This is a genomic window from Candidatus Margulisiibacteriota bacterium (assembly GCA_003242895.1).
GTDB lineage: Bacteria > Margulisbacteria > Riflemargulisbacteria > GWF2-39-127 > GWF2-39-127 > GWF2-39-127.
The window spans coordinates 1-13,328 of the sequence record QKMY01000004.1; the positions used below are offsets into that span (position 1 = coordinate 1).

The 13,328-nt window shown below is 41.4% G+C and carries 8 protein-coding genes and 1 pseudogene; 5 read left to right on the forward strand and 4 right to left on the reverse strand.

The genetic code is table 11. The annotated features are described in order from the left end of the window. Nucleotides 1-287: 287 nt before the first annotated feature. The gene (locus DKM50_00285) at nt 288-1,184 is read right to left on the reverse strand and encodes a hypothetical protein (protein PZM84856.1); all 897 of its coding nucleotides are present in this window, start codon (nt 1,182-1,184) and stop codon (nt 288-290) included. 41 nt (nt 1,185-1,225) lie between these two features. Next, nucleotides 1,226-3,271 (reverse strand): hypothetical protein, encoded by a 2,046-nt coding sequence (locus tag DKM50_00290; GenBank protein ID PZM84857.1) that lies wholly within the window; start codon nt 3,269-3,271, stop codon nt 1,226-1,228. A 627-nt stretch (nt 3,272-3,898) separates the two neighbouring features. On the opposite strand from DKM50_00290, the gene DKM50_00295 reads away from it, so the two are divergent. The 3 genes and pseudogenes from DKM50_00295 to DKM50_00305 all read left to right on the forward strand — a co-directional run bounded on the left by DKM50_00295 (nt 3,899) and on the right by DKM50_00305 (nt 7,987). Continuing rightward, nucleotides 3,899-4,735: a hypothetical protein gene (locus tag DKM50_00295; protein ID PZM84858.1), complete on the forward strand. Its 837-nt coding sequence runs from the start codon at nt 3,899-3,901 to the stop codon at nt 4,733-4,735. Nucleotides 4,736-5,326: 591 nt separating this feature from the next. Continuing rightward, a pseudogene (gene ltrA / locus DKM50_00300) lies at nt 5,327-6,626 on the forward strand (group II intron reverse transcriptase/maturase). Nucleotides 6,627-7,303: 677 nt separating this feature from the next. After that, entirely contained in the window at nt 7,304-7,987 is a 684-nt protein-coding gene (locus tag DKM50_00305; GenBank protein PZM84859.1) for a hypothetical protein, read from the forward strand. Nucleotides 7,988-8,144: 157 nt separating this feature from the next. On the opposite strand, the gene DKM50_00310 is transcribed toward DKM50_00305, so the two are convergent. Both DKM50_00310 and DKM50_00315 read right to left on the reverse strand, forming a co-directional pair. Beyond that, complete coding sequence (locus DKM50_00310) at nt 8,145-9,035, reverse strand: VOC family protein (GenBank protein PZM84860.1); 891 nt, start codon at nt 9,033-9,035, stop codon at nt 8,145-8,147. After that, the gene (locus DKM50_00315; GenBank protein ID PZM84861.1) at nt 9,032-9,223 is read right to left on the reverse strand and encodes a hypothetical protein; all 192 of its coding nucleotides are present in this window, start codon (nt 9,221-9,223) and stop codon (nt 9,032-9,034) included. The genes DKM50_00310 and DKM50_00315 overlap by 4 nt, the downstream gene beginning before the upstream one ends. A 375-nt stretch (nt 9,224-9,598) precedes the next feature. Between DKM50_00315 and DKM50_00320 the strand changes: the two genes are divergently transcribed. Continuing rightward, on the forward strand, nt 9,599-11,368 hold the full coding sequence (locus DKM50_00320; GenBank protein PZM84862.1) for a hypothetical protein: 1,770 nt from the start codon (nt 9,599-9,601) through the stop codon (nt 11,366-11,368). Next, nucleotides 11,365-13,320, forward strand: a complete 1,956-nt coding sequence (locus DKM50_00325) for a hypothetical protein (protein PZM84863.1) — start codon at nt 11,365-11,367, stop codon at nt 13,318-13,320. The genes DKM50_00320 and DKM50_00325 overlap by 4 nt, the downstream gene beginning before the upstream one ends. Nucleotides 13,321-13,328 lie beyond the last annotated feature (8 nt).

Here is a 13,328-nt window from a genome sequence, read left to right on the forward strand (position 1 = left end):
TTGCAAAACAAGGTTGCAGCCTGGGAAAAATCTCAATCCAAACCGCCAACCAACTTCAAACTGCCAAAAGGTTATTTACCCACCGAAAGTATCTGCACCCTTTCGTAATGGGTCAATGGACGCTTAAGTATTTGTTTGGTACCATATAAGGAAAACCTGTTTCAGGTTCTGAATGACGTCCAGACTGGGGATGCTAATCCGGTGTGACTTGAAAAAGCTATAGGGAGTAAGCGTAGAGAGCTGAAGCAAGCCCCAGCTCTCGTCTTCATAAGAGCATCTCAGCCGCATTACTCTGAGGTCAAACTGTAGAATGCTTGTCCATGTACTTTGTCGATCATTTTTTTTACCGGATCATATGACTTCCAGGTTATCGGAACCCATTTTTCATACTTATCATCAATTGCCTGAATGGCTGTCAGATCTGTGTCATGCATTTTCAATAACGCTCTTCGTACCTTGTCAATTGCAGCCGGATGGATTGCATCGACATTGATACAGATCGGGAATTCAGGCACGGGAGGATGATTGTATATGGATACCAGTCCTGCTCCCTGGTTTCTAAACTTATTGAAATTCTTCTCATTGATCCAGCAGGCATCGTAGTCACCGGCTAGTACGGCAAGTGCGGCTTTATCATGGGAACCGGCAAACTCCAAAGCAGCAAACTCTGACGTTTTGATCCCTTTTTCGAGCAAATATCCTGCAGGCATAAGGTTTCCTGATGTGGAAGATTTGCTTGCTCCGATTACCCGCTTGCCCCTAAGGTCTTCCACTCGTTTTATACCCGAATCTTTCCGGACAGCGATTTGACCGATATAGGTTGGCGATCCTTCCCTCTGGGCACAAACAAGTACCTGGACCTTCGGATTATGATGACGCGCCTGGGCACTGGTGACCGATGCCAGATATGCAAAAGGTGTTACTCCTGATACGATATCCTTAACAGCAGAGGTATAGCCCCCTCGTGCACCTTTTGTCGGATACAGCTTCAGTTCAAAATCTAAGCCCGTCTCTCTTTCAAGATAGTCTATGAGTGGATAGAAGCGCTCGAACATAGTCTCCGGCCGCTCAAGCGGCAAGACACCGAAAAAAATCGGTTGTTTTCCAGTAGCACAGAATACAGCATTCTGCAGGAGCAGCATGATTAACAAAAGAAAACTCGGTATGGATAGGTTTATTTTCATATAGGACCTCCTTTTTTATTTTCACAGTAATAAAGAACCGGTTAAGCACCCCCTTGCATAAGTGAGTCCTCTTTATTGGTAACTTTGAATCGACCCACCAGCTGTATTAAGCCTTCCGCCATAGAGTACAGCTCTTCGGCGGAAGCACTAACGTCCTCGGTTGCCGCTGCCTGCTCTTCAGCTGCATTTGCCGCCTCATTGGCATGCTGTGTATTTTCGCTGGCTACATGAGCAATATCATTTATAGCAGTAACTGCTTCCCTGGTATCGGCAAGCTGCTTGTCTGTCAGATTCATCATGCTCTCGATCGAGGACAATGTTTCAGACGAGCTGTTGACGATCAGGCTCATCGATCCGCCCATTTGACTGACGATCTTTCTGCCTTCCTCGACAGCCTGTAAAGAGGACCCCATGGAGTCGGTGACGTTGCTTACTTCTCTAACTATCTTCGATATTAAACTGCTGATATCTTTTGCGCGCTTATTAGCGTCTTCTGTTAATACCCTGATGCACTCAGCCATTTTTACAAATCTCTTCCCAGCCTCTTCCACCTGTTGTGACTGCTCATCAATTGCTGCGTTTGAGTTGCCGACATTCTCTACTTCATCATTGATCTCAAGGATCAGCTTGCTGATATCAACAGCTTTCTTATTGCTGTTTTCTGCCAGCTTTCTTATTTCGCTTGCAACTACAGCGAATCCTCTTCCTGCATCCCCGGCACGGGCTGCTTCGATCGCAGCGTTAAGTGCCAGCATATTGGTCTGTTCGGCAATAGACTTGACCATTTCTACCATATCGTTTATTTGGGTACTTCTTGAAACAAACGACTTTACGGCACCTGAGGACTTTTCAACCTCTTTTCTTATATCAGTCATCTTTGAGATCACTTCCTGCGAAGACTGGCTCAGCGTGTTCAGCTCTGTCTGATCCGTGATTGAAGTAAGCACATCGATAATATCGTTAATGTCCTTGCTGCTCTCGATGAACGAAGTGACAGTTCCATTTGCCCTGACAATTTCCTCATTGATCCGTTCCATTATCCGGACTACGTTTTCTGCGGAGTCATTTCCTGTCTGAGCGATCTGTGAATTCTGGAATGAGACCTCCATTGTCTGCTTTGCATTCTTTGCGAACATTTCTGCAGAGATAGCGATATCCTGCATGATCCTGGAGGCTAACATCATTTTTTCCTGCTGTATGACATTGCCTTGGACAATTTCTTCATTTATGGATCCGATCTCGACAGCTTTATGACTTATTTTCTGTGTCGACTCTGCGAGTGTACCGGTTGAATGCATGATTGTATTTGAGACATTGAAGAGCTCCCTCACAATATCTGACAAACTGTTTATCAGTATATTAAAAGCCTGAGCCAGTTGCTCGACTTCATCGCGTGAATGAATATGAACGTTCTGCGTCAGATCACCGTTTTTGGCTGTATTGGTTGCAATATTACAAAGGGTCTTGATCGGATTTACCAGATGCCTGACAAAAACGATCGATATGCCTATGCTGATCGCGATAGCCATGATAGAAACTATCAATACCCATTTGATGGAGGACTTTATGAGGTTACTGGTTCTATGCAGGGATACTCCCAGATTTACCCCGCCGAGAAGCTTGTCACTCTTAGTCAGAGGGATAGCAAGATCATAAAGCAGGTTTCCGTCATGCTCTTTCTCCACAACGGTTATCCTGCCATACCCGGATACCTGCTTTTGCGAAATTTCCTGTGCTTTCTGTCTGATTCTCCCGAGCAGCTCCTCATCAACGGCAGTCCCTTCCTTGGCTGCGTTATTGTGTCCCTGGATCTTTCCATTTGCATCAAAGATCACTGCATATATAACGTCATGTTGTTTTGCCATATCACTTGTCATATCCCTGAGGCCAATGTAGTCGTATGACAGCAGAAACCCAAGGCTGTTATCGGCGAGGCTGGCAGCAAGAGTTTGGCTCCGCAGCAAGAACTCGTATTTCAGTGCCTTGTTGAGTTTGAAGAGCAGAATGATGCTCAGCGTGATGACAGTAAACATCAGGAGGGCGCAGATAATTATAACGAACTTACGGTTAATTCCTCTGAATATCATAATTCAATTCACTGATCCTTTAGAGATGATACTACCTCTTGTGCTGAGAGGGGTAAAAAAAGTATATATATAATATACATAATATACATAATGATTTGTTAGTTACTTATATATTTACCAATGGTGTGTTAGTTATCGGTTGTTATTTATATATTAGCTTATAATTACTATTTATATGTTAATATGGAAAAAAACAAAAAGCAAACACAAAAATTGTAAATACCGAAACCCGGAGTATCAGCCCTGCATACTCCGTCGCCGGTTCATTCGCAATTAAGTTGAAAGAAAATTGCCAATAAGCATAAGGGATTGAGTGTAAACAAACTTAAGAAAAGGCCTTTCTGCTAATGTCAAAACAATAAAAATGTGACTATGCTTTTGTTAGTAAGCTTTTAATGGACAGTCTGTTTTTTCAGTAATATAATCATTATATTGTTTTATCTTGTTAAAGTTTTAGGAAGCACTATGGAGTGTTTGTTTTGCATGTATTATCCTTGCGAACAAAGGAGTCATAAATGTCGCTCTACACGGGCTCAGTATCAACAGAGTACCGAATCAAATGATCTTGTTTGACATGTATATTTAGAAGTTGTATAACCCATAAAAAGAATTAAGGAGGGGGTTAAAATGACTCAGTTACAGGAGTTTAAAAGTGGTGCAATGGGGCAAATATTTGTCCGTAGCGAAGGATTGAAACCCGTATATCTTGTTAATCCAGATAGTATCGATCCCTATGTCACTGCCTTGTCTGAATTAATATTTTGGAGTGATCAGTTGATGGAACATGCAAAATTTATTGCTCTTCTTACTCCTATGGATGATCTAAAGGATTATAGAGAGAGAGCCGTTGCATTGATGACTGGCCTTGCCGATGTTAACGAAGAAGCAAAGAATACGGATCTGGATGAACGTCAAATAAGAGAACTCTATGCTCGTACAAAATCAAGATTAGAACAATTACTTGATCTGGAAATGGAAATAAGGGACAAACAGACAAGAGGCGAATTGCATACCCTGGTCTGGAATAGCTTTTTAGATCATGTTGCTCGCGAGCAAAGAAGATTCATGTCCAGGCAGGAAATGTTTATGAATAATGAAGTTAGATTTGATCGAGATGAAATTATTGATTTTTGGGCACAGATTATGGCAGAACATTCATCTTTTATTGCTCATTTGTTAGATCCGTCTGAGGGAAAACTTTTTATGCAGGCATTAGAAACAAGTAAAAAATTTTGGGAAACGAAAAACAATCATCCTATTAGTTCAGGCAGAGAGGATGCTCTGGTTAAAGAAGTAGATATGATAATTGATTTCAAAACGGCTGCACTAAAAGGAATCCAAACAGGAGATATCGCATCGATTATTAAACCTGAACTTGCCGATCACGTGCGAAGAGAAGCAATACTCTTTGGACATGAGCTTAAGATTGCCGATGCAAGAAGTATTAATCTAAGAGCAGCATGATTGGAATGTATATTACATGTATGCAGGGAAGCAGATAAATGTATTATTGCTTCCCTTTTTTCGTGCGCCCAGCATGGGCGCTTTCTTGTCGGTGAAAGTCCGATATGGGGGTTGATAGTGCCAACCATTAGCTTAAGACAAGGGTGTCCATCGCGAGGTGGAATCTGAAGGAAGTCGGCGGCAAAACTCCGGTCTGAGGAACACGAACTGCATAAAAGGCATATGCTTGTCGGGTGAGTTTGCGAAACAAAACGAAGCCCAAAACTATTCGAGATAAGCGGTGTAAATGCAGCAGATAGATGGAGTGAAAGAAAGCGTTCTTACCTGGGGAGATCTGGCATATAAGTTGCGGATATGAATTTAGAAACAACAACCTGTGCAGTGATGTACAGCTGAATAGCCAGAAGTCAGCAGAGGTCGTAGTACTAAATTGAACATGAACAATTTAGGAAGGGCTGAACAATAGGAGGTTTTCGAAATTTGAAGGACACGAAGAGATACGTTGATAGCAGACAATTCCGTAAAGGAAGTTACCTGTATGAGAATAGAGAGGAACTCGAAGGTGATACAGGAGCGCGGAGTATTTCTTCTATGTCAGAGAAGGCTGGAAACGGTGGACGTGGATACGCCAAAAAGATTACTTGAAGAAATTCTTGACCGAAACAACATGAATAAGGCATATAAACGGATCAAGTTAAACAAAGGTAGCCATGGAATTGACGGAATGAGTGTGGATGAACTTCTGGGCTTTCTAAAAGAAAATGGCAGCCAAATCAGGCAATCTGTATTGGAAGGGACATATTGTCCCGCCGCAGTCAGAAGGGTGGAAATCCCCAAACCTGACGGCGGAGTAAGGCTACTTGGGATACCCACAGTACTAGACAGAGTAATACAGCAAGCCATTTCCCAAATTTTAACACCGATTTATGAGAGAGAATTTTCAGATAACAGTTATGGGTTCAGACCAGGAAGAAGTGCGCATCAAGCAGTAAAGAAATGCAAGGAATATATTGAAGCTGGGTATACTTGGGCAGTAGATATAGACCTTGCGAAATATTTTGATACTGTGAATCATGACAAGCTTATGAGATTACTGTCGGAAAAGATAGAAGACAGAAGGGTGTTATCCTTGATAAGGAAATACCTGCAATCCGGAGTTATGATAAATGGTGTAGTTATTATGACGGAAGAAGGAACTCCGCAAGGAGGGAATCTCTCGCCACTTCTCAGCAATGTTATGCTGAACGACCTGGATAAGGAACTTGTAACAAGAGGATTGAAATTCTGTCGTTATGCGGATGACTGCAACATTTATGTCAAAAGTAGGAAAGCGGCAAATCGGGTAATGGCGAGCATTACGGGATTTATTGAAGATGAGTTAAAACTTAAAGTCAATAAAGAGAAAAGTGCGGTGGATAGACCATGGAAACTGAAATTTTTAGGGTTCTCGTTCTATCATAAAAAGGGTGGAATGGGATTGCGAGTACACTCAAAATCTGTAAGAAAATTCAAAGAAAAGCTGAAAGAAATTACAGGTAGAAGCAATGCGAAAAGTATGACGCAAAAAATGTTGGAACTTAAACAAGTGATAACAGGTTGGGTTAATTATTTTGGAATTGCAGATATGGTGAAACTCGTTAAGGAATTGGATGAATGGCTCAGAAGAAGGATAAGAATGTGTTACTGGAAGCAATGGAAGAAAATAAAAACTCGACATGACAATCTAGTCAGACTGGGAATTGAAGTTTCCAAGGCATGGGAATTTGCAAACACAAGAAAAGGTTACTGGAGAGTTTCCAACAGCCCTATATTATCAAGAACTTTTACCAATGAATGTCTTAAGAAGCTTGGTTTCCTATTTATAGCTGAAAGATACTCGGCAGTTCATTAATGTCTATTGAACCGCCGTATGCCGAACGGCACGTACGGTGGTGTGAGAGGTCGGTAGGTGAATTAATCACCTACCTCCTACTTGATTTTGCTGTTATTTCTTTTTTTGATGTTACACTACAGGTTGTATCTTCCGGTCAATTATAGATAAATATTAGGAATATAGGATTAATAGCGATTAATACAAACTAAAATATTATTTTCTTTCCATTCTCTAGATTTTTGGAAATTAAAAAAGAAGTTTAGGGTATTACGATAAGAAAGCAAAATTAAGATATTTTATTTTGATATAAGATCAAGCATACCGCAATTCGCACAGCTTTTTCCTGATAAAAAAGGTGTGTGTTATGACGGGAGCGGTGAGCCAATTATAAATCCGCAAGCCACTGAGAGATCGGTAGTTTTTTTGGATGTACTCCAAAGATGGGGGAATCCTGAATAACGCGACATAATATTCTAACCCACAATATATAGTTATTAAAGTTTCGGCTCTTCTTGAGAGCATCTCCATTTAAGTTCGACAAATCCGATTTTCCAATTAGTTAAAATGTGTTATTGTTAGGACCATATTTTAAAAAGTATTAGCTACTTCAATCCCGACGCTACGGAGCTTTTTATCCAACCCGTAACAAAAAAAGCAGGATTGTTTTTTAATATCGCATTTTATAAAGGAATTTTATGAAAAAAATATTGAAAACCCTCTCATTGGCGATACTTTTTATGCCTCTTCTTGTCATTTCCTCGAGTGCGTCAGATCAGGGATGGTTCTTTTTTAATGGAGCCGACATCGCGACTGTCTATAGTAAGCCCTATTCAAAATCCGATGACCAGCCCTATGGCATAAATTCCCACTGCACCTTCGCGGAATTCGCATTGGGCAGCGGCACTGTTCACGGAAGTCTTAAATGTGTAGAGCTATTAGGGGGACCCGTTGCCCTTTTTGTTCCTTATCTATACATTGATATCTATCAGGAGACAGGAACAGAAAGACGATTTGATGGAGGCGGAAGTTCTTATTCATCAAATACTGGTTATATTAATTATTATGGCGGTTCCGGGTGGCATAACACGACTGTCTTAGAACAGCATGCATTTTTATTTGCCGGATCTTCTGTCCTGAGTGTTTTTAATTTAATTACAGATAGTTTAAATCCGGCCCCTCAGTATATAAACTATGGAGTAGAATACTTTTGGAACCGCATCCCCTTTACCATTCTGACCGGAAGTCTACGTCTGGGTGGGGTCACATATCTACCCCGGACTATTAAAGCCGATGTTTTAAACACATACCAATCTGCCGGTCAAACCTCTTTCTATATTGGTCTTTCTGTGGGAATCCTCGCCGATTGGTCTGGGCTTTAGGCGCCTACATTCGAGTGGGCTTTTTTATTGGTGATAAAATTTGCATAATCGAAGGATGAAGACTCACTAATGTGTGGGAATCAAAAACAGGATCAGGCATAAACCCTGGCAACCTCATGCACTCCTTCCTTGTTTATAAATATTTAATAGCAAATAATCATCCCTCGTATGCTTTTTTCAAGCTTTCAATGTCAAATTTTTTCATTTTAAGGAATGCTTCTGTTACTCGGGCCAGTTTACCCCTGTCAGTGTCCTTGAACATCTCCCTCATTAGGGTAGGAACAATCTGCCAGGAGAGACCATATTTGTCCTTTAGCCACCCGCACTGCTCCGCCTCTGGGACAGCGGAGAGCTTTTCCCAATAATAATCAATTTCTTCCTGGGTATCACAGTTCACAATGAATGAAATGGCTTCATTAAAAGTAAAATTGTGCTCATAAGCACTGTCCATAGCTGCAAACTCCTGCCCCTCAAGGATGAATGAGGCGTGCTTAACAGTCCCTTCTTTGTCAGGTTCTTCACCTTTACCGTACCGGTCAATATCGCCAACTTCTGCATTGTGGAACACCGAGGTATAGAAATTGATTGCCTCTTCTGCTTTCCCGTATTGCTCACCGACAAACATAATTGTTGGGGTAATCTTTTGTTTTATCTTACGCTCCCCCGCAAACATTATCTGCCAGGAAAGGCCATACTTATCTTGAATCCATCCATATTTTTCGCTGAAGGGATACTCGGCAAGCTCCATGAGTGCTGTGCCTCCTTCTATGAGTTTTTCCCAGAGGTTATTAACTTCATCTTTCGTCTTGCATGCAATAAGCAAGGATACAGACGGATTAAATGTAAAGTACGGTCCTGCATTGATAAGCATAAATTCCTGCCCCGCAAGATCAATGGTGATAATATCCACCGTGCCCGAAGGAGTATCATTCATCACTATAGAGCTTTTAATCCGTGAGTTCTCGAATAGGGATGTGTAGAATACGGCTGCCTCTTTAGCTTCTTTGTCGAACCATAAATGGGGAGTGATCGGTAGCTTTTTTGTCATTTTCCTTCTCCTCGTATAATCGGGCCTTGATGCCCGTAAATATCTTTTTTGTTATTATTGGTAACTAAATAGTTAACGTTCTCCTGATTTCTAATCAGAGACATCTTAGCAGCTATTGCTGATTCATCAAGGATTAGAGTGCCGGCAGGATATCGGTGCTTATTCTTTTGCATTATGTCATTAGGCATAACTCAATTCGCTAAGGTTTTCCCTTATTAAAAAGGTGTGTGTTATGCTGGGAGTGGGGAGCCCTTTAAACACTCTGACAATTTTGTGATTTTTTCAAGGGTTCCAGGCCAAGAATGAGTAAGGTCTACGCCATCCCAAAAAAAGTTCTTTGATGTAGTGCCCATTTCCCTTCCCGTTTATTACGGTTAGGTTCGCTTTATGATATTCTGAAACGTGGAGGTCTTCTTCACCTTAAACCAGTACTTATAAGAGGTTCGGAATTTTTATTTCTCCAAAGCTTTGGGCATGTTATTTTTTTCATTAAATACTGTAAAGTTTACATTGTCTGAATGGAAGTTGCTATAATGTAGAATGTGATAGGTTAGGATTACGTTGTGACAAATAGCCATAAATTATCTTTTTTTCTATCGATTTTTGTTTTGATTGTCCTTACCTCTGCTTGCTTTGGCGAAGAGCAAAGTGGCGGCTATGCGTCTGATTTCCTGGATTATGGGATTGGAGCCAGGGCCTTGGGTATGGCAAGCGCTGGCCGTTCTTTTAGTGATGACTGTACTGCAGGGTATTGGAATAGTGCTTTGTTGCCATCAATCGCTACCCCTTCAATATCCTTCATGCGGGCCGACCTCCTGGCGAACTCCAAATACACCCACATCGGAATACTTATCCCTATTTTGGGTGAAAATGTAGCCTTTAATTACGTCGCAATTAACACAGATGGATTGGAACTGCATACAGGCGACGTGGCCAATTCTACACCTGCCGGATATTTTTCCGATGCTAAAAGTGCAATATTTTTAAGTTATGGGAAAGAGATCCTACCCGATATATCAATAGGAACAACGCTTAAGTATGCTTCAAGGAAATTATATATCAGCGAAGATAACTTGTATGGCGCGGATATAGGATTTCTATGGAAAAAGGATATTTTTGCAATTGCAGCTAATCTGAATAATATCGTTGCATTTACGACTGGGGATACTTCTGACAAATACAATATGGATCTGGCCTTCGCAGGTAGTATCTTTCTTGATAACAAATGGTTGCTCGAAATGGATGTTGCCAGAATATTTCGATCAGCTGGCAATCCCGATGTATATGGCGGACTTGAATATCAATTGCTCCCACATAACGGAGGGTTTGGCCTGAGTCTTAGATGCGGGCTCAATAACATAGAAAGAACAGTGGGCTTTGGATTATCTGTGTATGGGATGAGCATCGATTATGCCTATGGGTTTGGTACTGTAGAAAACTTGTCCCGGTTATCAGTTAAAATGAGTTATGATCCTTCCTGGGTTCACGGTGCTACAGGAACTGCGCATACGAAAGTAGCCCCCATCGCACAGGTCAACGTTGAGACGGAGACAGAATGTGCTGCTGTCCCATCGGTTAACCTTGCTTCTGCAACGCAGGTACCAGCGTTGTTACCCGCCACAGATAGTATAACCATTCCGTCTATGCCAGAAAGTGCTCCGGCCCTTCCTGAAAACAGGAATTCATTGCCCCGTACGGCCCTTGATGATGCAATCGATATTAAACTATTAACAGGATATCCTGATAATACACTTAGACCAAACAAGCTAATCACCAAAGAAGAATGCTTAATCGTAGTCCATAGACTGGTAAGGATGGTTACAGGTACAAATCCGGAACAAATCATGGCACTTCCGGTCAGCAGCAAAGATGAATATGTAAAAATCTCCGAACTTAAGGATATATTGAGTTTCTACGGGCTCGACATTTCGGTTGAACAGCCACTGATGAGCTGCCAGATACCGCAGAAAGAGCTCGGTTACAATACCGGCCGGTTTAGGAGACAGGTGGGGGAATTTCAGCAGCATTATATGTCGGATAAACCGCAGACGTTCTGGTTAGATACCGATACAAAAAAGGCTATCAGTCAAGCATTTAAACAGACAGAATATTTTAATGCTCTTCCGGATAATGAGAAAGCCGACAAAACCTATAATCAGTATGCCGAAGCAGTTTATACCGGTCTCAATGAATTTAATTACGAGATATACCTGGCAGAAAACATGCTAAACAGGATTATGATGACGAACAATAGCGATATGGTGATTTCCAGAATCGAATTAAGTAATCTTCTCATTGGCTATTTAAAGAAAAAAGGTCAATTTAATAGATGAAAAATAATATTATAATCGCCTTATTTTTAACGATCAGCTTTGTGTTATCCGGCCCGGGATTTTCTCAAATGAATTCGGGGCGTTATCAGATTGACTGTTATTCTGATCTGGGACAGAGCATAACGTCCAATTCCAATACATATACAGCTATCAATACTACTAACAAAAGTTATATCGGAAGCGGCCGTCTTAATATTAGCGCAAATAACACCTGGAAAATCGAAGACCCGGCAGCCCTTTTCATCTACGAGTCTAGTCCCGGAGCTCCGGGAATAGCAGATTTAATTTTTTCTTCTTCTAATATAGCCCTTGGTGACAGTATTTATATTGATATGTCACTTAGTGAACCATTGAGATCATGGGATATCGCTATAAACGGTGTAACGGCAAATTTTAGTTATAATAATAAACATCTCTTAATAGAGTATCAACCGCAGGGTTTTGCTACACAAATTGAGTTTGGCGGAAGTTTTGAAGACGTAAAAGGAACCTGGACTCAACTCAGTTCGGCGCATAACCTGGTGGTTGATTCTCCCACGGGATCAGTGCAGTTAGATGACGCTCCTGGTCAGGTAGTCGGAGAGGTATATCCCGGATCATCAAGTGAGCCTGCCATTTATTTTAGCTCCGAATCATCCGGCAAAGATAAACTATTCCAGTTGGCAGATGTTCGGATAAATATTTCACCTTGGCTGTCAATTTTTAAAGAAATTTCGTTATATCAAGGTGATAACAAACTCGGTTTTGTGTTAAATCCGGCGACTAACAATCTGAGCATTATTGCCACAACACAAAGTATGCTTGATGAAACGACTGTGACCTACTCCGTAAGATACAGCTTGAAGGACGATGCTAGTTTAGGCGCTGCTTTTTCTTTTGATCTGATCTCTTTTGTATCATCAACGATATCTGGCAATATCGGCACAATTAATACACTAGCAGATATAAAGAGTATTACCTTTAATGTCATATCCAAAGAGGTTCCGATTATTGTTACCCAACAGGTAGACGCATATGTCGGGTCCGTAGATCTGCCAGTGTTCATGGAACATGAAGAAGTAACTGCAAATGTGATCCAGAAATTGCAGTATCGTCTTTTTGATGTGAGCAGCAATACATATTCTGCCTGGTTAGATACCGCTTATGCCTCGCTGCTCAGAGGACAGGAAGGCGTGTTTATCCTCCCTGAGGTAAATGGACTTGCTGTATCGCATAACCATATGTATCAGCTGGAGTTGGTCCTGGTCGGGGATCAAGCAAGCCATATCTCAACTACCAACAGATTTTTGGTTGATCTCACCCCGCCGGTAATTCCGCCGACCATGAATATAATTGGAAACGGGATCGTTGGAACCTCGGCTTTGAGAACGAAAGCAAGTGCAGGGATATCGTTGTTAATTTACCCGGATCAATTGCTTGATCCGGAAAGCGGCATCAAAACGTATGAAGTATATGCCCAGACTAACAACAATCCTACATGGTTACTTGTGGGTAGCGGGAATGTCGTTAGTGCCAATCAGGTCACGCTTTCAGCCAGCGTAAGTGATCAGAGCAAATATTACTATAAATACCGAGTGCAGGATAAGGCTAAACATTGGTCGCAGTTCAGCGCGGTTACTTCTTTTGTCCCTGCGGCGATTTCAGGCAATACCGAGATTATTGGGACTCTCTTTAATCATCCTAATCCCTTTGACAGCCGCAAGCAGAAAACCACGATCTATTATAACTTGAACGAAGCTTGTGACATCAATATTAAGATATATGATATTTTCGGCAGAGTTGTTTATATGTCCAATACCTATAACAGAGATAACGGAGACTTTGAGTGGACAGGCGAGAACATGGCCGGAGATAAAGTCAGCAAGGGTGTATATCTGCTGATATTTGAAGCCAGGAGTCTGGCAACCGGCACTAAAAAAACAAAAAAATATAAGATAGGCGTTATTCATTAAACCTGGAG

Bases quoted from the DNA above. Each gene is read 5' to 3' on its own strand.
- DKM50_00285 (PZM84856.1), bottom strand. From the start codon at position 1,184: ATGAAAATAAACCTATCCATACCGAGTTTTCTTTTGTTAATCATGCTG.
- DKM50_00290 (PZM84857.1), bottom strand. From the start codon at position 3,271: ATGATATTCAGAGGAATTAACCGTAAGTTCGTTATAATTATCTGCGCC.
- DKM50_00295 (PZM84858.1), top strand. From the start codon at position 3,899: ATGACTCAGTTACAGGAGTTTAAAAGTGGTGCAATGGGGCAAATATTT.
- DKM50_00305 (PZM84859.1), top strand. From the start codon at position 7,304: ATGAAAAAAATATTGAAAACCCTCTCATTGGCGATACTTTTTATGCCT.
- DKM50_00310 (PZM84860.1), bottom strand. From the start codon at position 9,035: ATGACAAAAAAGCTACCGATCACTCCCCATTTATGGTTCGACAAAGAA.
- DKM50_00315 (PZM84861.1), bottom strand. From the start codon at position 9,223: ATGCCTAATGACATAATGCAAAAGAATAAGCACCGATATCCTGCCGGC.
- DKM50_00325 (PZM84863.1), top strand. From the start codon at position 11,365: ATGAAAAATAATATTATAATCGCCTTATTTTTAACGATCAGCTTTGTG.